General features: G+C 52.5%; 16 protein-coding genes. 6 read left to right on the forward strand and 10 right to left on the reverse strand.

What is annotated here, in order from left to right; translation table 11 throughout:
- Positions 1 to 110 precede the first annotated feature (110 nt).
- Both MKJ04_RS06700 and MKJ04_RS06705 read left to right on the forward strand, forming a co-directional pair.
- Positions 111 to 1,169, forward strand: a complete 1,059-nt coding sequence (locus MKJ04_RS06700) for a DUF6687 family protein (protein WP_241640595.1) — start codon at positions 111 to 113, stop codon at positions 1,167 to 1,169.
- Between the two features lie 208 nt (positions 1,170 to 1,377).
- Complete coding sequence (locus MKJ04_RS06705) at positions 1,378 to 2,241, forward strand: universal stress protein (RefSeq protein WP_241640596.1); 864 nt, start codon at positions 1,378 to 1,380, stop codon at positions 2,239 to 2,241.
- A gap of 58 nt (positions 2,242 to 2,299) precedes the next feature.
- Here the strand turns inward: MKJ04_RS06705 and MKJ04_RS06710 are convergent, their stop codons facing one another.
- The 10 genes from MKJ04_RS06710 to MKJ04_RS06755 all read right to left on the reverse strand — a co-directional run bounded on the left by MKJ04_RS06710 (position 2,300) and on the right by MKJ04_RS06755 (position 13,384).
- Positions 2,300 to 2,671 (reverse strand): hypothetical protein, encoded by a 372-nt coding sequence (locus MKJ04_RS06710; protein ID WP_241640597.1) that lies wholly within the window; start codon positions 2,669 to 2,671, stop codon positions 2,300 to 2,302.
- Positions 2,672 to 2,803: 132 nt separating this feature from the next.
- Positions 2,804 to 3,661 (reverse strand): thermonuclease family protein, encoded by an 858-nt coding sequence (locus tag MKJ04_RS06715; RefSeq protein ID WP_241640599.1) that lies wholly within the window; start codon positions 3,659 to 3,661, stop codon positions 2,804 to 2,806.
- 112 nt (positions 3,662 to 3,773) lie between these two features.
- Positions 3,774 to 3,935 (reverse strand): hypothetical protein, encoded by a 162-nt coding sequence (locus MKJ04_RS06720; RefSeq protein ID WP_241640601.1) that lies wholly within the window; start codon positions 3,933 to 3,935, stop codon positions 3,774 to 3,776.
- A 200-nt stretch (positions 3,936 to 4,135) separates the two neighbouring features.
- Positions 4,136 to 5,335, reverse strand: a complete 1,200-nt coding sequence (locus MKJ04_RS06725; RefSeq protein WP_241640631.1) for a threonine synthase — start codon at positions 5,333 to 5,335, stop codon at positions 4,136 to 4,138.
- 73 nt (positions 5,336 to 5,408) lie between these two features.
- Positions 5,409 to 6,296, reverse strand: a complete 888-nt coding sequence (locus tag MKJ04_RS06730; protein WP_241640633.1) for a LysR family transcriptional regulator — start codon at positions 6,294 to 6,296, stop codon at positions 5,409 to 5,411.
- A 296-nt stretch (positions 6,297 to 6,592) separates the two neighbouring features.
- Entirely contained in the window at positions 6,593 to 7,231 is a 639-nt protein-coding gene (locus MKJ04_RS06735) for a hypothetical protein (protein WP_241640634.1), read from the reverse strand.
- 155 nt (positions 7,232 to 7,386) lie between these two features.
- Positions 7,387 to 11,034, reverse strand: coding sequence for an AAA family ATPase (locus tag MKJ04_RS06740; RefSeq protein WP_241640636.1), 3,648 nt, complete (start codon positions 11,032 to 11,034; stop codon positions 7,387 to 7,389).
- Between the two features lie 110 nt (positions 11,035 to 11,144).
- Entirely contained in the window at positions 11,145 to 12,368 is a 1,224-nt protein-coding gene (locus MKJ04_RS06745) for an exonuclease SbcCD subunit D C-terminal domain-containing protein (RefSeq protein ID WP_241640638.1), read from the reverse strand.
- A gap of 185 nt (positions 12,369 to 12,553) precedes the next feature.
- Complete coding sequence (locus MKJ04_RS06750; RefSeq protein ID WP_241640639.1) at positions 12,554 to 12,955, reverse strand: rhodanese-like domain-containing protein; 402 nt, start codon at positions 12,953 to 12,955, stop codon at positions 12,554 to 12,556.
- A 123-nt stretch (positions 12,956 to 13,078) separates the two neighbouring features.
- Positions 13,079 to 13,384 (reverse strand): ArsR/SmtB family transcription factor, encoded by a 306-nt coding sequence (locus tag MKJ04_RS06755; RefSeq protein ID WP_241640642.1) that lies wholly within the window; start codon positions 13,382 to 13,384, stop codon positions 13,079 to 13,081.
- Between the two features lie 914 nt (positions 13,385 to 14,298).
- On the opposite strand from MKJ04_RS06755, the gene MKJ04_RS06760 reads away from it, so the two are divergent.
- From MKJ04_RS06760 to MKJ04_RS06775, 4 genes are all read left to right on the forward strand, one after another.
- On the forward strand, positions 14,299 to 16,140 hold the full coding sequence (locus tag MKJ04_RS06760; RefSeq protein ID WP_241640644.1) for an ATP-binding protein: 1,842 nt from the start codon (positions 14,299 to 14,301) through the stop codon (positions 16,138 to 16,140).
- Positions 16,141 to 16,302: 162 nt separating this feature from the next.
- Entirely contained in the window at positions 16,303 to 16,722 is a 420-nt protein-coding gene (locus MKJ04_RS06765; RefSeq protein ID WP_241640646.1) for a hypothetical protein, read from the forward strand.
- A 405-nt stretch (positions 16,723 to 17,127) separates the two neighbouring features.
- On the forward strand, positions 17,128 to 20,148 hold the full coding sequence (locus MKJ04_RS06770; RefSeq protein WP_241640647.1) for an amidohydrolase family protein: 3,021 nt from the start codon (positions 17,128 to 17,130) through the stop codon (positions 20,146 to 20,148).
- Positions 20,149 to 20,226: 78 nt separating this feature from the next.
- On the forward strand, positions 20,227 to 21,570 hold the full coding sequence (locus MKJ04_RS06775; RefSeq protein WP_241640649.1) for an amidohydrolase family protein: 1,344 nt from the start codon (positions 20,227 to 20,229) through the stop codon (positions 21,568 to 21,570).
- The last annotated feature ends 495 nt before the right edge of the window (positions 21,571 to 22,065 follow it).

The raw sequence follows: 22,065 nt of genomic DNA on the forward strand, positions 1-22,065 counted from the left end.
AAGGAGTTTTACAGCGGGCAGGATTGTGCTTTCGCATGGGGGTTAGTGCCGTTCCTCAAATCTGCCGTCAAAAGTCTTGCGTCTTAGTCCGCGCGTCTGCAACTTTGGGCATGCAGACACGACAGTTTATACCCTTCGCCGAGGTGAAAAACCACAGAGCCATTGTAGTAGACAGCACCCACGCCAACGGGGTGATGCTGTCGCACTGGAGAGGCGCGCCTACCCCCGCCGCGATACAGGACGACACCAGCGCGGCCATCGTGCTGCATGCCCTGCGGCAGGGGATGCCTGAGCTGGAGCTGCCCTATGTGTCGGCGAACCATTTCGACATTGACGGCTTTGTAGGGGTATGGGCGCTGCTGCACCAGGTGCTGGCGCTGGAAAATGAAGAACTGTTGCGGCAAATGGCCCTTATCGGCGATTTCAGGGAACTGGACCTGAACCACCCGCTGGCAGGCGAGGCCCTGAAACTGGTCTGCTGGATAAACGCGCGGGAGCGGGAGCTGTTTTACAAGCCTTTTGCCGCCGACGAGGCCGAGGAGAAGGAAGCGGCGCAGTGCGTGCAGAAATTCCGGTATTTCCTGCGGGAGTTTGGCCGCGTGCTCCAAGACCCGGACTGGGAAAAGGGGGTATGGGAAGAGGAGGTGGCCAGCGTGCTGCTGGGCTACCGCGACATGTTCAAACCCGAAACCCGTCTGACCCGATTCCCGGAGTTGGGCCTGATCGTGGTGGAGACTCCGCACCCGGTCCATTACTACGCCCTCTTCAGCCGGACGCAGGGCTTCGACATGGTGCTGGCCTGCTACAGCGAGAACCGGTATGAGCTGGAGTATAAGTACACCACCTGGGTAGACCTGGCCACGCGGCCCACGCTGCCGCGTCTGACAATGGCCCCGCTGGCTGAGCGCCTGAACCAGCTGGAAACGTCGGGAAGGCGATGGACCTATGATGCCGTGACAGAAACAGGCCCCCTGCTGCGCCTCGACGGCGACATGCTGACCCGTACCGAGGCCTTTGACAACCCGAGCGAGCGGGTGATCCATACCTCCTCCATACCTGCGGATCAGCTAAAAGCGGAAGTGGTGCGCCATTATACCCAGGCATACCGTGCCATTCAGCCAAAGTACAACTGGACCTGGCAGGAGGTGAAAGCGCTGCAGGCAGATTAGCAAGGGGTATAGGTTATGTTATTGTTCCACGCGGACGGGCATCATCTCCCAAAATATCAGTTATGTAACTTATTTTGTCATGAATCAGGATTTATAGGCGGTTGAGGCAGGAATTCGATGTTATCTTTCTATTAAATCTGATTCTACCCGTATACATCTGAAAATAGTGATATACTCACATGCTAATTCAAACAACGCAACCTAACATATGGAAAAGATTTTATGTCCTACTGACTTCTCGCGCACATCGGCGAAGGCGGTAGACTATGCTGTGTACATTGCGCAGCACGCGGGGGCGCACCTGTCGATTGTGCATGTCATACACCTGCCTATCGTGGACACCTCCGAGACAGCTTTGGTGGCAAGCGAACTGCTGGGGGAGCAGATGCGCAGCGCCGCCGAAAAACTCAAGGGCCTGTGCCAGCACATCGAGGCAAAGTACGGGGCCAACCGTGACGGCGGCTTTACCTGCGACTACATTCTGAAAGAGGCCCTGCTCACCGACCTGACAACCGAACTGACCGCACACCAGGGGTATGACCTGATCGTGATGGGCACTACCGGGCTGGACAACACCATGGAGGAACTGCTGATCGGGAGCAACACCGAGGCTGTGATTGAGGAGGCCAAGTGCCCCGTACTCTCCATACCGGCCACGGCCCCGGAACCCAAGCTCGACAAGATCATCTATGCCTCTGCATACAGCCAGGAAGACCGGTATGCTTTGAAGCAGGTAATTCAGCTGGGGAGCTACTTTGGTTCGCACATCGATGTGGTGCATGTAGTAAAGCCCAAGGAAGCGAGCAGCTCGCAGGTGGCAGAGCACTTCTGGAACGAGCTGCAGCAGCTGTTTCCGGGGGTACCGCTCAGCTTCCACGAAATCCCCAGCAAGCACCGGGATGAGGCCCTGCACGCGTACTTCAAAAAGGCGGAAGGGGAGGTGCTCGCCGTGGTGCGCAGAAAGAAAGGCTTTCTCAAGGAGCTTTTTTCGCAGAGCCTGGCGGAGCGGCTCACCTACCAGGCCAGGCTGCCCCTGCTCGTGCTGCAGGGAGAAAAGGACCAGACAACATAAGGCGTACCAAAAGAAAGGCCTCTGCTACGAAAGCAGAGGCCTTTCTTTTGGTACGCTGTCAGCGCACCATGTCCTCATCGAAGATATGGTCGAGGTGCTGGCTGCACTCCGGGCAGTTGTAACGGCCAAAATCCTCAATGGCCCGAACAAGCTTCACACTCCGGAAAGTGCCTTTGCACTGCACCAGCAACGGGCAGTCGTGCTGCTCATGGAAAAGGTCTGAGGCGTTGTCGATACAAAGCCAGACATGGTCTTGGGCCATCTCCGGGGGAATGATATAAAAATCCGGGGCTGGGCGGGTCGGTGTGGTTGCAGCCACCGTTTGGTTGGTGCTGGCTCCGACTGCCATGGCGGCGCTTTCGTCGGTTTGCTGGCACGAGAAGGCACCGCAGGCTACTGCCAGCAGCAAAATGCCGCGCAATTTTTTCAAAGGGCTTAAAGTCATTTTTCTGATGATGTCTGGCTCGGGGTTATATTGAAAGTATTTAGAGGATATCGTTTTTTGCTTGAAGGATGAAGCTGTCTTGGTCCAGGCTATACCTCGTGTGCGTCGGTTTCTTCCTCAGGGAGCAGTGCATACTTTATCGGCTCTGCGGCCATACTCCCGAATAGCCTCCGCCTCCGTAACAGCCAACACTTCCTGCTTGCACCGATCCAGCACATGGCAGCTTTTGGAGCGGTGGTATACACTAGAGCCGCTGCTGTTGCAGAGGTACACGGTGCGTTTGGCAGCGCCTGCGGGCAGGGGGGCAGCTGATGTTTTGCTTTTGCTGGCAGAGGTTTGATCGCGTTTCCCTTTCCGGTAATCCCAGGGGGCAACAGGGTTTGCATCCTGCCACAGGCCGCGCTTGAAGCGGCGGGCATCTACTTCCAGGTTCGCCAGGTTCTTGTCTTTGGAATAGGCCTTATAATGCCAGGCATAACCATTGCGCACCAGTTCCTCGTTAAGGCTGCGGCCATCCGGCAACATGATGGTGCCTACGGTGCGGCCATAGCGGTCGGTGTTGTGTGCGATCAGGCGCACCTGCTTGCCGAACACCAGATCCGAGGTGAACTGCTTCGCCTTTTGCCCATAGTCCTGCGTTTTCTCCGGGGTGTCTACCCCATACAGGCGCACCGTTACGGGCTCGCCGTTTTGCAGCAGCACAATCGTGTCGCCGTCTTTCACGCCCACTACTTTGTCTCCGGCGGGAGCAGGCGTTCGGGAGGCTGCTGGCTCAGTTACGGGCTTATCGGCAGTGGCGGGAAAAGTGGTGATGGTATCTGTAGGGGCAGGAGCAGGCCGTGGGGCATCACGCTCCAGTATCGCCTCTTGCCGTTGCCTGAACTGCTGCTGAGCCTCTTCGCGGCTGCTTTGTTTGCAGGCGGTGCCGCCAAACAGGGTAAGGCCAAGAAGGAGAACGTACTGATACTTGCTCATGGGTTTCCGGATTTCAAACCTGCACACTGAAGCGGATTTTCATATACCTCGTCGTGTTTGCCACGCCAACAGGTGGCCTGCACCACCGGCTACCGATGGTGCCAGCAAAGGCCTAGTGCTGTTGCAGCGCAGCAGGCACCTCATCGCTCGCCGCGTCGGCTGTGTCGGCGGGTTGCGTTGCTTCTTCAGTGGCGGGCATATGGGCATCAGCCGGTTTTTCCTGGGTGCACGAAACGCCTATAAACAGGCTCAGCGCGAAAAGTAATCTATACACGGTGCTCTTCATCGGTTTAAATTTTGGTTGTGAAGCGTATTTGGAAGATGAAGTTATACCTTTATTTTGAATTTTGCTGAAGGAAATCTGCCTTTGCGCGATGAATATGTGAATGCGGGTTCGTCGCAAGCAGGGTAAGCACCCATATTTTACAGTATGATGCCCACAGCGCTGTCGCTGAACCGGAGGGAAAGTCAGTTTCAGTATTTGCCCTCCACGTTCTCCATATACTTCTGCCCGGAGCCCGTGTTGAGCAGCAGCACCTGCTCTTCCGGCTGGATAAGGCCGCTGTCGAGCAAATTGCGGCAGGCCATCCAAAGCGCTGCGCCCTCGGGGGCAACAAACAGGCCCTCAGACCTGCTCAGTTCCTGCATGCCGCGCACCATCTCCTCCTCCGACACACTGACGGCCGTACCTCCGGATTCGAAAAGCACCTGGAGCATGAGCTGCTCGCCAATGGGCCTGGGCACGGCCAGCCCGTTTGCGATGGTGGACTGGCCTATATACTGCTGCGCATTTTGCTGTCGACCGAAGAACGTCTCGACCAAAGGCATGCAGTTGGTCGCCTGCACCGCAACCATCCTCGGAAGTTGCACATCAGGCGCGAGCCACCCGATGGACTTCAGCTCGTGAAAGGCTTTCCAGATTCCGATCAGGCCGGTGCCGCCACCAGCGGGGTAGAGGATAACGTCGGGCAGCTGCCAGCTTAACTGCTCGGCAATCTCGTAGCCCATGGTTTTCTTGCCTTCCAGCCGGTAGGGTTCTTTCAGCGTAGACACATCCAGCAGGGCCTCGTCGGCGTTGAGGGCTTTTGCTTTGGCGGCGCAGTCATTTATCAAACCATCCACCAGGTGCACCTCTGCGCCATACCAGTAACACTCCTCCCGAAAGGCCTTCGGCGTGTGCCGCGGCATCACCACCACGGCTTTCATACCTGCCCGGGCACAGTAGGCGGCCATCGCGACACCCGCGTTGCCGGCTGTGGGAATGATGCATCCCTTCACCCCGAACTCCTTCGCCTTCGACACCGCCATGCTGAGGCCGCGCGCCTTGAAAGAGCCGGTTGGGTTCTGGCCTTCGTCTTTGAGCAACAGTTCTCGGAAGCCATACCTGCCGGCGAGGGTATGGAGTTGCAGGATAGGCGTAAACCCCTCGCCCAGGCTCACGATGTTTTCTTTTTGGATAACAGGCAACAGCTCGTGGTAGCGCCACATGGTGGCCTCGCGGTGGCACAGCGCTGCTTTGCTGAGCGGCTCGTCGAGGGTATAGCTGGCCAGCAACGGCATCTGGCAGCAGGCGGACAGTGTTTGCAGTTCAGAGGCAGGGTATGACTGTTTGCAGACAGAGCAAGTGAGTGAGTGGAGAAGGCTTGTAGACGTGGTTTTTTGTTCGGTTTTCATGAGTATATATACGCTATTTGGGAGCTAAATAGCACATCTGCCATGACGAAACAAAACGGTAAAAGGGAATAGGTTATTCCATTTTGGAATACATGCGTTTCATGAAGTCCATGAATTCTTTGTAGGGGGCATTGTTCTCGGTGCCTTTGCGCTGAATGAAGTTGAAGTTCCTTGTCACGGTGAGGCCCGCGATGGGCACTTCTATAAGCTCGCCAGACTGCAGCTCCTTCAACACAGCCTGCCGGGGCAGAAAGGCAAGGCAGGTATCCACACGCACAAAGTTTTTCAGCGCCTCGGTACCTCCCAGCCTTATTTTAACGGGCAGGTCAGGCAGCTTTACCTGGAGTTTCTCCAATGCGTCGGCCAACACGGCCAGCGTGCCCGAGCCAGCCTCCCGCAACGCCAGCGGGATATGGTATAAATCCTGCACCTCCACCGGGTCCTTTTTCAGCGGGTTTCTGAATGAGCAGACGGCGATGACCTCATCGGTAATGAAAGGGGTATAAGTGACGTTGCTCAGCTTGTTCACCCCCTCCACAATCCCCAGATCAATCTCATGGTCGAGAAGGGCTTTGAGGATGTTCTCGCTGTTGCGGTTTTTCAGGGAAAGCTGCGCCTGCGGGTGCTGCTGCAGGTAAGCGGACAATACCGGGGGAAGCATGTAGAGCGAGACGGTGGTACATGCCCCCAGCGCCAGGTTCACCCTGGGAGCGAAGTGCTCGTTCAGGTCGCTAAGTTCCTGATGAAGCTCCTGCTGCAATTGTTTGGCCTCCAGTAGTTTTTGGTACAGGAGCTTTCCGGCAGCCGTGAGGCTGATGCTGTTGCCGCTCCGCTCAAACAAACCCGTTTTGTAAAAATCCTCCAGCCCCTTTATCTGCTTGCTGATCGCCGACTGGCTGATGAAAAGGGCCTCGCTCGCCTTGGTGAAACTCAGCACCCTGGCCACTTCCAGAAAAATCATATGTTTGTGTGAGAGCATCGCTGGTACAGGGTCTGTGGTTCCTTCTTCTCCTCCCGAAGACACGCAATTTAAGGGATTTACTCAAAAAAAATCATCAAATGCAAAGAGGGAGTTGAGATAGGACACGGGCAGTTTTCCATACCCTCCCTGCCATGTTGTTAGGTATAAACGGCATCTTGGTAAGCCCGCACACCGCCATAAAACGCTGCACGATGCCAGTCTGTAGGTATAACGCAAAAAAGGCTGACAGCCCGTGTTTGGGCAGCAGCCTTTTTAAAATCTGTGGGTGACGGTTGCTATTCTGCCAGCTTGGCCACAATCGGGTTATAGCCGCTGTTGGCCAGACCAAACAGCCCATATACCGTTTCGCCGGGCAGAAGCTTTCGATTCGCCAGGTTGTAGCGCTGCAGGTCGCCCAGCATTTGCTTGTTGGCGCTGCCAGCTATGGACATGTTGAGAATGGTGAGGCCCGGTGCCAGGATCAAGCCTATTGGAAATGAGTTTTGTTCAATTTCCATACCATTGGTTTGCGAAGTCGTTGTGATCTGAACCGGAAAGAGAAGCAGGTATAGCAAGTAGGAGGGGACGCTCTGCTTAATCTGGCTGTGCACCATCTCCGGCGCCAACGGCATGACCTGCTGTTGGCCTATAAAATACCGGATGTCCTGGGACGTATCCAGAATTCGGTCTGTGTTGTTGGTGATCTTTACTGCGACCACCTGCAGCATCTTGCGCTTTTCCTTTTTCGCATACTTCTTGTTGTTGCTCAGCGCGTACACATCGTACTTGTAATTAAAGAGCAGGCCATTGTCCTCTGTCTGGGCATTGTAATAAATGCCTTCTGGACTGAGCAGTTTGTAATTGGACGCACAGCTGGAACACAGCAGCAGCATGGCCAGCAGGACGCTGGCCACTTGGGTAAAGTTTGTTTTCATAAAACAGGGGTATAGACTTTTGTAGCTACAATGTATAGCAGCACAAATAAAAAAGAGAAATGCGATAAATGCAAGACCCCATATATTTAAAAATTTATAATTTTAAATATATGGGGTCTGTGCTAAGGTATGACTTGTAATAGCTTGGCTTTGCTTTACCAGCCCACCACGTCCAGGGTGCTCACCCCACCGGCTTTTTTCTGGATCCTGACCTGGGCGCTGATGCGCTCCTTCAGCGCCTCGACATGCGAGATAATGCCGATCATCTTGCCGCTGGCCTGCAGGCTTTCCAGGGTGGTGATGGCAGCATCCAGCGTCTCAGCGTCCAGGGTGCCGAAGCCCTCATCGATAAACAGGGAGTTGATTTGGGTGCGCCTTCCGGCGAGGTCGGACAGGCCAAGCGCCAGCGACAGGCTCACCAGAAAGCTCTCGCCCCCCGACAGCGTGTTCATGGGCCGCACGCTCTCTGCCTGGTAGGTATCCACGATCAGCAGTTCCAGGTCTTCGGCAGCGGATTTGAGGATTCGGTAGCGGTCGTTGAGTTTCAGCAAATGGCGGTTCGCCAGCTCCACCAGCCGTGCCAGCGTGAGGCCCTGGGCAAACCGGCTGAACTTGTTGCCGTCGGCAGAGCCGATCAGTTCCGCCAACTGGTTCCAGCGGTTGCATACCAGCTGCTGCGCCTGCAGTTGTTGGGCCAGGGCCTGGTTCTTCGCGCGTTGTTCCGCATCTTGATCCAGCAACTGCTGCGTGCGGGCGCGCTGCCCGATAAGCTCACGCTGTGCCTCGGTTTTACCGCTAAAAGCTGTCTGGAGAGACTCCGCGTTTTCGTCGGTCAGCTGTTGTGCCTGTGTTGTCTCCAGCTCATGGTGCACATCGCTCAGGGTCTTGCGCAATTCGGTCAGGTGCTTTTCGGTCTGGGCCTTCAGGTTTGCCAGCCGGTCGGCTTCGTCGCGGCCGAGCAGCATCTGGCTCAGTGCTTCTATGGTGGCGATGCCTTTTTGCTGTAGCACCCGCAAGAGACCGTCGCGCAACGTATCCAGCAACGACTTGTTTTTCTGGTGGGTATGGGTGCATTCTGCCTGGCGTTGGCGCGCTTCGCGCAGCTCCTGTTGCTTTTGCAGGTGTTTGGCGCGAGCTTCCTCAGCCTGGTTGGCGAGTAGGCGCAGTTCCTGCTGGGCCGACTGGCGCTCCTGCAGTGGCAGCTTGTCGCCGAACAGCTGCTCACGGGCTGTTTTTACATCCGAAAGCCTGGCGTGTTCCTGCTTTAAGGCTTCCTGATGCGTGTCTAGCTGCTGCTGCTTTTCCTGCACACGTTCCGTCAGGTGTTTCACCTCGGTGTTTACCTGAGCATACTCCTCCCGCATTTGCTGCAGGGCCTGTGTTTTTTGCTGATACTGCGCGGCTTGCTGCTCCAGGGTCTGCACCAACTCGTGCCGGGTATCTGGGGTATAGCGCAGCCCATACGCCGCCGCAAACGACGCTGCCACTTCCGTGTGTGCCTGTGCCTGTTCCTGTTCATCGCGTACCAGCAACAACAGCTTCTGCAACTGCTCCTGCTGGTGCTGTGCCGCCTGCGCCTGCTTTGCTGCCTGCGCTTCTGCCCGTATGTGCGCTTCGCGGTTCTGCTGTGTCTCCTGGTTTATTTGCTCGAGTTCACGGCCAAGGGCGCGGGCCTGGGCCAGCGATCGCTCCACCTGCTCCAGCGCCTGTTGCGCTGCCAGCACGCGTTGCGACAGGCGCTCGGTTTCATCAATCGCGATGTCATCACCCGGGGCGATTCCTGAGAAGGACGCGTGCAGCCGGGCCAGTTCCTGCGCTGTATCGGTTTGCGCCTCACGGACTGTCTGCTGTTTTTGCTGCAGCGCGTTTACCTGCAATTGTAGCGCCTGGGTTTCCTGCGTCAGTTCCTTTACCAGTGTTTGCTGCTGTTCGCGCCGGTGTTCTTCCTCGGTTACGTTGCTATGGTAGTTGCCCTCCACAAAGGGGTGGTGCGCTGATCCGCACAGCGGGCAGGGATGTTCCGGCTGGAGGGTCAGGCGGGCGGCTTCGTATTTTTGTATTTGCTGCTGCAGCAGCACCAGTTTCTGCAAGTCCTCCAGGCGCTCGCTTGCCTCGTGGTGCCGTTGCTGGATGTTGGCTAACTGTACCTGCTGCTTGCTCAGTTCCTGCTCCTGGTGCGCAAACAAACGGGCGAGCTCCTGCTGTTTCTGTGTTTGCTGCCGGTGCTGGCGGGAGAGTTCAAGCAATTTCTCGGAACGCGCCAGCAAGCGTGGTTGCTCCTGCATCGACTGCTCCAGTTCATCGATGGTTTTATCGGAGAGCAGGGCTTGCAGTTGCACCAGCTTTTCCAGTTTCCGGGTATGGAGTTGCTGGTGTTGGGCCGTGTGCTGCTGCAGGGTGGTGGCTAACTGACTTTGCAGTAAGGTCTGCCGCTGCTCCTGGGCCTGTAGTTCCTGCTGCTCCTGTTTATACCTGTTTAGGCGTTGCTCCGCTTCCTGCAGGGCTTTTACCGTGCTTTTCAGCTCGTGGAGGTTTTCCTGTAGGTCTGCCAGGCGCTGCTGGTCTTCCAGCCATTGCTTGATAGTGGTGGCTTCCTGCGTCAGGCTGGCCAGGTGCTCTTGTTTTTTCTGAAGCTGCGCCTGCTCCTGGGTATGCGCCTCTTCCAATTGCACGTAGGCCGCTTTGTCTTTTTTATAGGCCTCCCGGATAGTATGCAGCTGATGATCCAGTTGGGTTACCTGCTCCAGCAACGGCTCCAGTTTTAGGAGGGCCTCTTCCTGAAGCTGGTGTGCCTTGCCTGCCTCGATGGCCGCCTGCCCGGTTTGCTCGAGCTCAGCCTCCAGCGCCGGCACTTGCTTGTCTAGCGTCAGGAGCTGTTCCTGAACTTCCACCACTTTGCTGCTGGCGTTCTTGATCTCGGTTAGTTCGCCTACATACTGGTGGGCCTGCTCATGCTGCGCCAACTTCTGGAAATCAGGCTGTAGCTGGGCGAGTTTCTGTTCCTGTTCCCGCAGGGCTTCCTGGTGCTGTTGTTTTTTTGCCTGCAACAGCTGCAAATGCTGTAGCCATTGTAGCTGTTGCTGCACCCGGTCAATATCCTTCTGGAGCGTTTCTTCCTCTTTCCGTAAGTCTGTGATACTTTGCACGTAAGCGAGCCGCTGTTCTTCGGGCAACAAGTGGCTGTCTTTGAGGCGGCCTTCCAGCTGATCGCGTGTAAGCCGCTCGTTTCTCGCCTTTTCGTAGGCTGATTTTGATATCTCCGAGTAGATGCCCGTGTCGGTGATTTTCTCCAGCAGGCTGCTCCGCTCGTTTGCGCTCGCCTTCAGGAAGCGTGCGAAATCCCCCTGCGACAGCATGACGGAGCGCAGAAACTGGCTGTAATCCAGACCGCAGAGCTCAGCTACCTTGTCCGGTACCTGGCTTGGTTTCAGGTCAAAGGGTTTGTCGTCGGCCAGATCGCACAGTTCCATGTGCACGGGCTGCATGTTGCCGTCGGCCTTGCCGCGGCTGCGCCGGATATGCCACCGCGAGCGGTAGCGCGTTCCGTCTGCCTCAAACTCCACCTCCGAGAAAGATTCTGCCGTATGCCGCGTCATCAGCTCAAGTGGCTTGTCGTTGCTGTGGCGGTGCACCAGGCCATACAGGCCCACCGTGATCGCGTCCAGCACAGTGGTTTTGCCCGCTCCCGTCTGCCCCGTGATCGCGAAAAGCCCTGCATCGGCCAGTGGGCTCTGGTCAAAGCGGATCTCGTGCTCACCTTTCAGCGAGTTCAGGTTGAGGAAACGGACGGAGAGGATTTTCATGTATATATGAGGTATTGATAAGGAAAGCGTGTGCGGGCAGCTTCTGGGGGCTGCGCTTTATGGCTGGTAAGACACTCACAGGTCTTGCAGACACTGTGAGGTCTGTGTTGTCAGGTTTCTTCCTGTGTCATCAACTCCAGCAACTCCGAGAAAGTGGCGAGAAGCTCGGTATGGTCGCTGTCGGGGAAGGCGCTTTCGCATCGTTTCAGGAACACGTCTTTTTCGCGGAGGGTATGGAGGTCCACCTCTTCCTGCACCTGCTGCTCCAGCGTCTGGGCCGTCGCCTGGATGAGGGGCGGACGGTGGATCAGCACCTGAATCTCGGGCCTGAGCTGTAACACCTCGTCTAGCTGCTGCTGCAGGTCGGGGAGGGGCGTTTCCAGTTCCACCTGTATTTCTGCCCAGGCTGTTAGGGTATGGGTGCTGTTGTCGAAGAGGGCAAGCTGTTGCTTTACTTTCTCCAGAGAGCCTTTAAAGCGCACCAGCTTTCGGCAGCAGGGTATTTCCAGCTCCTGCAGCGCAGAAAGTTTTCCGTTTTCAAAATCCAGAATATAATTCACCTTCGTGTCGGCCACCTCGCTAAAGCTAAGCGGAATTGGCGAGCCGGAGTAGCGGATGTGGTGGCGGTTGTTTACCTGCTGCGGGCGGTGCAAATGGCCCAGGGCCACGTAATCGAACTCCGCCGGGAACTGGTCGGCCCCGATCTGGCCCAGGTTGCCGATGTGTATCTCCTTCTCACTGTCGGAGGCCGAGCCGCCGGCGGCAAACAGGTGGCCTGTGGCCACCACCGGAACCTGCGCGGTTTTATACTGTTGGAGGTGTGGTATGAAGGCCGCGTAATGCGCGGCTATACCCTCCCGGATGCGCTGTTCCCGCTGTTCGTAGTTCTCACCGGCCACCGAGAGCCGGACATCGCGGTCGCGGAGGAAAGGCACGGCGCATACCACCAACTGCAACTGGCCCTGCGCGTCTCTAAGCTCGATCAATTCGTCGAGAGGATTGTCGGAAGCGCCACCCACCACGTGGATGTTGAAATATTGCAGCAGCTCGCGCGGGGCATTAAGCGTGGAAACGGAGTCGTGGTTGCCGCCCGTGATGATGACATGGCGGCAGCAGGTGGCGCATGCCCTGCGCAGGAAATCGTAGTATAGCTTGAGGGCGGTATTGGAAGGGGCGCCATTGTCGAACACGTCGCCGGCCATCAGCAGCACTTCCACCCGCTCTTCCTCAATGGTTTGCAGCAGCCAGTTCAGAAAATGCTGGTGTTCTTCTGTCCGTTCGAGGTTTACGAGGCGCTGGCCCAGGTGCCAGTCCGAAGTATGTAGTACGCGCATGTCCCTTTCGTTTCTTCCTATACTGCTTCTAAGATACAGCAAGAAGCGGTGATGTTACAAGCGAACCGGAAACGATTTTGGGCAAACCGCCCCAGTTGCCATGCCAGCGTTAGTGCGGAGCAAAAGCTGACCAACCGCCTTGGTGAAGCGGCCCTCCCCTCTGGCGCGGGGCGAGAACATCCGGTTTACTTTTCGCTGCCTTCCTCTGTGGGCAGGCCCGCCTCCTTCAGCGCAGGGAAGCCTCCCAGGTCGTAAATATGCTTGAAACCGGCTTGCCGAAGCAGTTCGGCAGCCTTGCCGCTGCGGTTTCCGGAAGCGCAGTAGAGGTAGTATACCTTGTTTTTATCCCAGCTTTCAAACTCCTGTGCAAACGCACCGCCACGGTAATCGGAGTTGGTGGCACCTTCGAGGTGTCCGGCAGCATACTCTTCCGGCGTGCGCACGTCCATCAGGATGGTTTTGCGGCCCATGCGCTGGGCTTTGAACTGCGCCGGGGTCAGGTTCTGGACTTCCACCGGGGTTTGTTGCTGCGGACCGGCACAGCTAAAAAAGAAAAGCAGCGCGAGAGAAAAGAGGAGTGATTTCATATAACTGGTTGCTTTAGCACATGTATAAATCGGCACTAGGTATGGCAGGGCAAAGATAACGAATTAGGCCTGCAGTCAGCCTCTTTTTTTAATCTGGGAGGCAGCGCATGCCAGCGTGGAGGTTCAAAAAATTTTGCTGCCCTGTATGCACGCGATGATGCTGCTGATAGATGCGTCGGCGAGGAAATAAAAGATGTTTTTGCCCTGCCGCTGCGTGCTCAGGATGCCTTTGTCGCGCATGTTGGTGAGATGATGCGACAGCAGCGACTGCTCAATCTGCAGCACTTCCTGCAGCTGACTAACCGTTAACCGGTCGCGCTGCTCCAGCAGGTCTATAATGCTGAGGCGCATGGGATGCGCCATGCACTTGAGCACATTCGCGGTCCGCTCCAGCTTGTTCTGGTCAATCCTTATTTTTAAGCTGCTCATACCAGGGTGATTTTTGTACGGGTTTATATATGGACAGGTGTTCATATATGTATAAACATACAATTCTGCAGCCCCCGAAGTTCCGCTACTGCCCATTCAGGTTTGTTTTGATTTAGGAAAGCGCGGAATTGCGTCCCATTGCCATCCCCTCGTAGGGACAGGTCGCGACCTGTCCGCGCATCAGCCTTGATCCAAAGCAATCCAGTACCTAAGCGAATGCGTCCCTCATATTCCATCCTGTCCATTCCCAAATCCTATGCCTGACTGCTTTGGTCGGGAACGATTGGAAAGGGTTCGGGGAACGATTGGACAGGTCGCGACCTGTCCCTACGAGGCATTGGTGGGAGAGGGGGTATACCCTTAAGCAGAAAAAAGCAACGCCAACAAGGTCGGCGCTGGGTCTAAAACTATAGGAAAAATAATAGCTGATCCGGCGTCATCAAGTTGCGGTCGTACCAGGGCTGGCGCTCCTGGGTATCCTATACAGGCTTTCCGAAGGCAGTGGTCAGGCGGTTCGCTTTTTCTATATCAGACATAGGGGCTAAAGTTGATTTTTGCCGTTATCGATGCCTCAAAAGTATTCCTGCCTGTTTTATATATCAAATTGATTGATTCTATATGATTGTAGACAGGTAGAGTCTGTTGGTGGTTGAGATTAGGTACTCTAAAATAAGAGAGGACTGATAAATTTACTTTCATTGAGCTGTCCGCTATTAAAATAAATTGTGCTATATAGTAGATTCGTTAGTCCAGTTACGGTTATCGTGCTATATTTGGTAGGATAACCGTATGTTTCAGCTTTTCTACAAGTTGTAGGCAATGTAAACAAAATCGTCTGAAAGAGATAATAGAATAGTTTACCCAAACTTCATTTTATTCAATATCTTTAACAATTAAAATATTCCTTATCATCAATGAAAGTAAAATTAGGTCAAGCTGTTAAAATGTTTTTCGGTAATTCATCATTAGAAATGGTCTTTTTCGAAGCATTAAGCAACGCTTTTGATGCAGAGGCTACTAAAATAGATATTAAAATTTCAATTAATGCATCAAATAAACCTGAAACTTTAAAAATAATAATTGAAGACAATGGAGTAGGCTTTGACAATTCACGATATAAAAAATTCTCTAACTTATTTGATGTAGAAGAAAGTTCTCATAAGGGACTTGGTAGGTTGGTTTATCTCTGCTATTTTGATGATGTTATTATAGAAAGTACTTTTTCAAATACTAAAACCAGAAAATTCAATTTTTCACAACAATTTAAAGAAGATAACTTTACACTTGTTGATGTACCAGAAAAAGAAAATGGTACTATTTTTTCAATGAAGAATTATACACTTCAAAGAATTGCCAAAACAGAATATCTTCAACCTAATGAAATTAAAAAAAGAATACTAGAAGAATTTTATTCTAGATTATTTCAATACAAAAAAAATGGCGAAAAAATCGTTATTAATATCGAAACGATTATTGACAGCGAAAAATATAACGAGTCATTGACAACCGATGAAATCCCAACATTATCATTCGTCGAATTAGACAGTACATTAAATTTAATTGATAAGTTTCAATTATACTTTTCTATAAAAGAAGTTGAACTTACTGAAACATCATTAATTTCAGCAATATCAGTTGATAATAGAACATTTAAGGTTGACCTTATTGCTAATGAGAATATTCCAATTGGTTATGAAATGGTTTTTTTACTTTTTTCAGACTATTTTATTGGAAAAGTCGATGCATCTAGACAAAATCTCACTCTATCTAAAATAGACTTACAAGAGGTTCAGCGAATTTTTAGAAAAAAAGTGATTGACCTTATAGAGGAAAGCATACCAAGAATCAAAAAAAATAATTCACAGATTAAAGAGGGTTTAGTTAATAGATACCCACATCTTAATGGATACTTCGATATCGATAATATTGGTTATTTAAAAAGAAATGAGATTTTAAAAAATGCTCAAGAACAATTTTTCAAGGCACAAAAAGAAATTCTTGAAGCAAACCATCTGACAGACGAACAATTCGAAAAATCGCTAGAAATTTCTGCTAGAGCACTAACAGAATATATCTTATTTAGACAAATTACAATTGAAAAATTGAAATCTTCTACTATTAATGAAAGTGAAGCAGACTTACATAATTTAATAGCTTCCAAAGGAAAAGAAGGAAGGTTTGAAAAATCCAATCTCATAAATGACATTTACAAGAATAATTCTTGGTTGTTGGACGACAAATTTATGACTTATGAGGTTACATTGAGTGACAGAGAAATGACTGAACTAGTTACTCACTTGGTTGAAGGGGAACAAATAGAAAAAGATAGTGACAGACCAGATTTTGCGTTCATTTTCTCAAATAATCCAAAAGACGATAAACCATTTGATGTTGTCATAGTAGAACTAAAAAAACGCGGATTAAACCATTATGACAATTTAAAGGCAGTACTTCAACTTGAAACGAGAGCAAGGAATTTAATGAAATATTATAATAACAAAGTCCAAAGAATATGGTACTATGGTATTATTGAATTTAATGAAGAAACTGAATTAGCCTTATCTAGTGATTTTACGGAGCTTTATTCTTCAGGTAAACTATATTACAATGAAAAAGATGTTACGATTTCATTGAACCCGAAAAAAACCGTTCCTGTAGGTATTTTTGTGTGGGATATTGATGCCATCGTGGAAGATGCAAATTCTAGAAATAGTACATTTTTAAAATTCATAAAAAGTAAATTCGCACCTGAATAAAACACTGCCTACAACACCGTATATAAGCTATGGCTTGGTTTGTGCCTACTTGGAAAAGCCTGCGGATTTTGCAAAGCCAGTTTTTATTTGGAGAGGTTCGTGCTAAAACACGCCACAGCTCATATACCTAAACGTTATGTACAAACAAACACTAATGAAAAAATGAAAACAATTCGAACAATAGTGTTAATGAGTCTGGCAATTGTAATGATCTGCTGTAAAGAAGATGATCATTTAGAATCGACCCTATTAATTGGAGATTGGCAATCAGAAGAAATTTATGTAAATGGAAAGTTACAAGATGCATGGATAAATAATTCTACCATCCTGAGTATACGAGTAGATCAAACGTATTACAAAAACTACACTTCAGGAAGTTGGTTAATGCAAGAAGATAATATTACTCTGATTCCTAGAGCAGATTTATCAATCAAATCACATCAATATAAAGTAATAGAAGCTTCCAATGATTTACTCATGTTGGAGACGACATTGACAGAAGGTGACTATGGAAGGGATTTTGACCAAGTAGAGACAGATGAGCAAATCACTGTAAGGGAAAAATTTAGAAGGAAAAATTAACTCAGCAGTGAATAAAGGCTTGTCGTAAGTTAGCGGGATGCTGAGTTCGGAGTCTGTTTCTTCAAGCACTTTTTTTGATACTCGAACATGAAGCGCAAACAAGGGTGCTGCCCAATCGGCTAGCCAAACTGTTGTGACGTATCAAAAAATAAAATCGAATGAAAGATAGAGAGATAGTCCGCATTGGAGAGGGCGAAAAATATGATTACTCCCGAGATCATTGTTTTGTAAAGCTTTTTTAAAAAAATCCCAAGCCACAAGTTAACGCTTCGCTCAAAATTGCATGAACCTGTTGGATTCTAAGTTCTGACATGATTACTTTTAGGAAAGTAAAAACATGGGCTTGCTCTCAAACCCTATACCTGCTTTTTGTCGCATTATTCGCTATAACCGCTACGCACTTAAATGAAGAAAATTTTAACCATTGCCGCCTGCCTGGCACTCGGCGCAGGCAACCTGATGGCGCAGGATACCTTTCCGCGCAACGGCGTGTACGATGAGCGCTCCGGCCTCGTCGCCTTCACCAACGCCACCATCCATACCGATTACAAAACCACGCTGCCCAATGCCACGCTCGTTATCCGAAACGGCAAGGTAGAGGCTGTGGGCGCACAGCTAAAAGTGCCCGCCGGGGCCGTGGTGATCGATGCCAAAGGCAAGCACATCTATCCGGGCCTCGTGGATATGTATACCAGCTACGGACTGCCCGAGGTAAAGAGCGAGCGGGTAGGGTATGGCTCCGCGCCGCACCCCGACACCGACAAGCAGGGAGCCTACAGCTGGAACCAGGCCATACGGCCCGAAACCAACGCAGTGGAGTTGTTTAAGTTGGATAAAAAGCAAGCCGCAGAATTGCGGAAGCTGGGCTTCGGCACGGTGCTGGCTGTGCACCGCGATGGCATTGCCCGTGGCACGGCCGCGCTGGTAACCCTTGCCGAGGAACGCGAAAACCAGGTGGTGGTACTGGACAAGGCCGCCGGAACGCTCTCCTTTAACCGTGGCTCTTCGAAGCAAGACTACCCGAACTCGCTGATGGGGGCCGTGGCGCTTTTGCGCCAGACATACCTTGATGCCCAGTGGAATGCCCAAAACCCGGAGAAGGAGCAGAACATCTCGCTGAAGGCTTTTGCGGAGGCAAACAAGTATCCGCAGATTTTTGAGGCGGAGAATAAGCTGAACCTGCTGCGCGCCGATAAGGTGGGCGACGAGTTTGGCAAGCAATACATTATAAAAGGAGCCGGCGACGAGTACCAGATGCTGCCGCAGGTAAAGGCCACCAATGCGCCCATCATCCTGTCACTAAACTTCCCGGATGCCTACAACGTGGAAGACCCGTTTGATGCACGCCGCGTGGACCTGAGCGACATGAAGCACTGGGAAATGGCCCCTGCCAACCCGGCGCTGCTGCAAAAGGCGGGTATAGCCATTGCCTTCACGGCCTCAGACCTGAAAGATAAAAAAGACTTCCTGCCGAACCTGCGCAAAGCTGTTGCCTATGGCCTTTCGGAGGAAGAAGCCCTGAAAGCCCTGACCGCCACGCCGGCCAAACTGCTGCACGCCGAAAACAAGGTAGGCAGTTTACAGAACGGCATGCTCGCCAACTTCATCATCACAAGTGATAAGCTGTTCGAGAAAGAGGCCGTGATCCTGGAGAACTGGGTGCAGGGCCATCAGTATAAAGTATCGGAAGTGCTGACGGATTACCGTGGCGTGTATACCCTGAAAATTGGAAGCCAGCCAGACCGTAAACTGCTGATTGCCGGAACCCCGGAGAAGCCAGAGCTAAAAGTGGTGGCGCAGGACACGGTGAAAGGCAAAGTTAGCTTCAAAGGAAATCTGGTGACACTCTCCTTTAATAAAGACAAAAAGAGCACCGAGAGCATCCGGCTGAGTGGTTGGCTCGCAGATAAAAACCTACAGGGCGAAGGCCAGTTGCCGGACGCCAGCACCGTGAAATGGACCGCTGTTTTCTCGGAGGCCATGAGCCAGAAAGCCAAAGCCGACAGCACAAAAACCGAAAAGCCAGTGGTGCTTGGCCCGATGATCTACCCGTTCCAGTCGTTTGGCGCTACCGAGTTGCCCAGGCAGGAGACAGTACTCATTAAAAATGCCACCGTCTGGACTAACGAGCAGGAGGGCATCATGGAGAATGCGGATGTGCTGCTGAAGAACGGTAAAATCGCGAAGGTGGGCAAGAACCTGAGCGAGTCGAATGCACGCATCATCGACGGCACAGGCAAGCACGTAACGCCGGGCATCATCGATGAGCACTCGCACATTGCCCTGGATGATGTGAACGAAGGCACGCAATCCGTGACCGCCGAAGTGCGCATGAGCGATGTGGTGAACCCCGAGGACATCAACATTTACCGTCAGTTGGCCGGAGGCGTAACCACCTCGCAACTGCTGCACGGCTCAGCCAACCCCATCGGTGGGCAGTCGGCGGTGGTGAAGCTGCGTTGGGGCAAAAGCGCTGAGGAAATGCTAATCAAAGACGCGAAGTTCATCAAATTCGCGCTGGGCGAGAACGTGAAGCACTCGAACCGCAGCAACCTGCACAGCATCCGTTTCCCGCAGTCGCGGATGGGCGTGGAGCAGGTATACGTGGATGCCTTCACCCGCGCCAAAGAGTACGAGCAAGCCTGGAAGGAGTATAACGGCCTGAGCAAACGCGCACAGGCCAAATCCGCCGCCCCGCGCCGCGACCTGGAACTGGATGCCCTGGTGGAGATCCTCCACGACGAGCGCTACATTACCTGCCACTCTTACGTGCAGTCTGAGATCAACATGATGATGAAGGTTGCCGACGAAATGGGTTTCCGGGTGAACACGTTCACGCACATTCTGGAGGGGTATAAAGTTGCCGACAAGATGAAGGAGCACGGCGTAGGCGCTGGCACGTTCTCGGATTGGTGGGCTTACAAAATGGAAGTGAAAGACGCCATCCCGTACAATGCCGGCATCATGAACAATGTGGGCGTGGTAACCGCCATCAACTCGGATGATGCCGAGATGGCCCGCCGCCTGAACCAGGAAGCCGCCAAGAGTGTGAAATACGCCGGCGTAAGCGAAGAGGATGCCCTGAAAATGGTAACCCTGAATCCGGCCAAACTCATGCACCTCGACGACAGAACGGGCAGCCTGAAAGCGGGCAAAGACGCCGATGTGGTGCTCTGGAACGCACACCCGCTTTCTATCTACGCCAAGCCCCTCAAGACCTTTGTGGACGGCGTGGCCTACTACGACCTGGAGCGCGATGAGCAGATGCGCGGCCAACTGGAGCAGGAGCGTATGCGCCTGGTGCAGAAAATGCTTAACGAGAAAGCCAGTGGCGCTAAAACGCAGGCTCCCACCAGCAAGAAGGTGCGTGTGCAGCACTGCGAAGAGGTAGAGATGGGTGAGGAAGAGGCTTACTTAGCTTATTAATTACTGATTGTTAATTGTTTATACCAACAACAATCAGCAATCGCCAATCAACCATATTTTTAAACCGAGGTGAGAATCATGAAACTGAATAAAACATATATAACCGCTGCACTGGCAACCTTGCTGAGCCTGCCTGCGCTGGCACAGGTGCCGGCACCCGCCCCCAAGCAAAGCAAACCGATGCTGCTGAAAGGCGCTACCCTGCACGTGGGCAACGGACAGGTGGTGGAAAACGCCGCCGTGGGCTTCGATAAAGGGAAAATCACGTATGCGGGTCCGCAAAGCGGGGCGACCCTGAGTGGCTATGACGTGGTGGACGTGACGGGGCAGCATATCTATCCCGGCCTGATCCATCCGAACTCGTCGCTGGGGCTGAATGAGATTGAAAGCGTGCGCGCAACCATCGACTGGCGCGAGGTAGGGGAGTTCAACCCGAATGTGCGCTCCATTGTGGCCTACAACACCGATTCCGACATCATCCCGACCATCCGTACCAACGGCGTGCTCATGACACAGCTCACGCCGGTTGGGGGCACCATCTCCGGCTCCTCGTCTGTGGTGCAGCTGGATGCATGGAATTGGGAAGACGCGGTGCTGAAGGCTGACGAGGGCATCCACCTGAACTGGCCCAACATGCTGCTCGACAAGGGAAACAGCAACGGCGACGAGGCCCGGCTGAAGCGCATAGCGGAGACCCGCGAAAAGACGCTGCAGGAGCTGACGGCCTTGCTGCGCGATGCAGCGGTTTACAAAGCGGGTAAACATGACCAGGAGAACCTGAAGCTGGCCGCCCTGTCCGGTTTGTTCGACGGCACAAAGAAGCTCTACATCCATACCAACTACGGCAAGGAGATCATTGAGTCCGTTAATTTTGTGAAACAGCAAGGCGTGAAGGACATCGTGATCGTGGGGGCCGCTGATGCCGTGGCGGTAGCCGACTTCCTGAAAGCGAACAACATTGCCGTGATTTATTCTGGCGTGCATGCGTTGCCATCACGCGCTGGCCAGGATGTGGACATGCCTTACAAAACGCCATACCTCCTGCAGCAGGCGGGCATCCTGTTTGCCCTGGATTATGACCTGAGCATTCACGGTATCCGCAACCTCCCCTTTATCGCAGGCACCGCCGCCGCCTATGGCCTGGACAAAGAGCAGGCACTGGCGGCAGTTACGCTCAACACGGCTAAAATCCTGGGTATAGACCAGCAGGCGGGCTCCGTGGAGGTAGGGAAGGACGCTACCCTAGTGGTGTCTTCCGGCGACCTGCTGGACATGCGCACCAACAACGTGACGCACGCGTTTATACAGGGCCGCAACGTAGACCTGAACAACAAGCAGAAGTACCTGTACGAAAAGTTCGATAACAAATACAAAACGCAACAGCAAAAGCCAGCCAGCACCACAACCTCTATGAAGCAGTAATGTAGCGGAGGGTATACCTAAGAAAGGGGAGCCGCCAGATTTTTGTCTGGCGGCTCCCCTTTCTTATTTTAGTCATACCTATCTATAGCCATTTATTAGCACGCAGAACAAGACTATCAATTGATAATCATGTGTACACTTTTTTAAGTGGTGAAATTCCCCTCCTCGGAGCATGGTCGTTTCATTCTCCCATTTTTGTCATCCTGAAAGGATCTTGGTAGCCAGTAGCATCAGCTTAACCTCCCGGGGTAGGGGCCCTCTACTTCTACCAAATTTCTTAGCAGAATGACAAGTAGGTTTAACCTTGGTATAGTTCGAATAAAACGACCATGCTCCTCGGAGGGGTAGGGGTGGGTTATTTTTGCCGCTTCCCTATGAGCACTCTATCTCCAGAAAAATTATTGCAAGGTGAGGTGTGTCGAAACTGACGGACAGTAAACTTGCTTAGCGGTTATAAAGTTAACAGTTCTTTTCATAGTTCATCGGGCTCAGGTA

The organism is Pontibacter sp. E15-1, assembly GCF_022601975.1.
Taxonomy (GTDB): domain Bacteria; phylum Bacteroidota; class Bacteroidia; order Cytophagales; family Hymenobacteraceae; genus Pontibacter.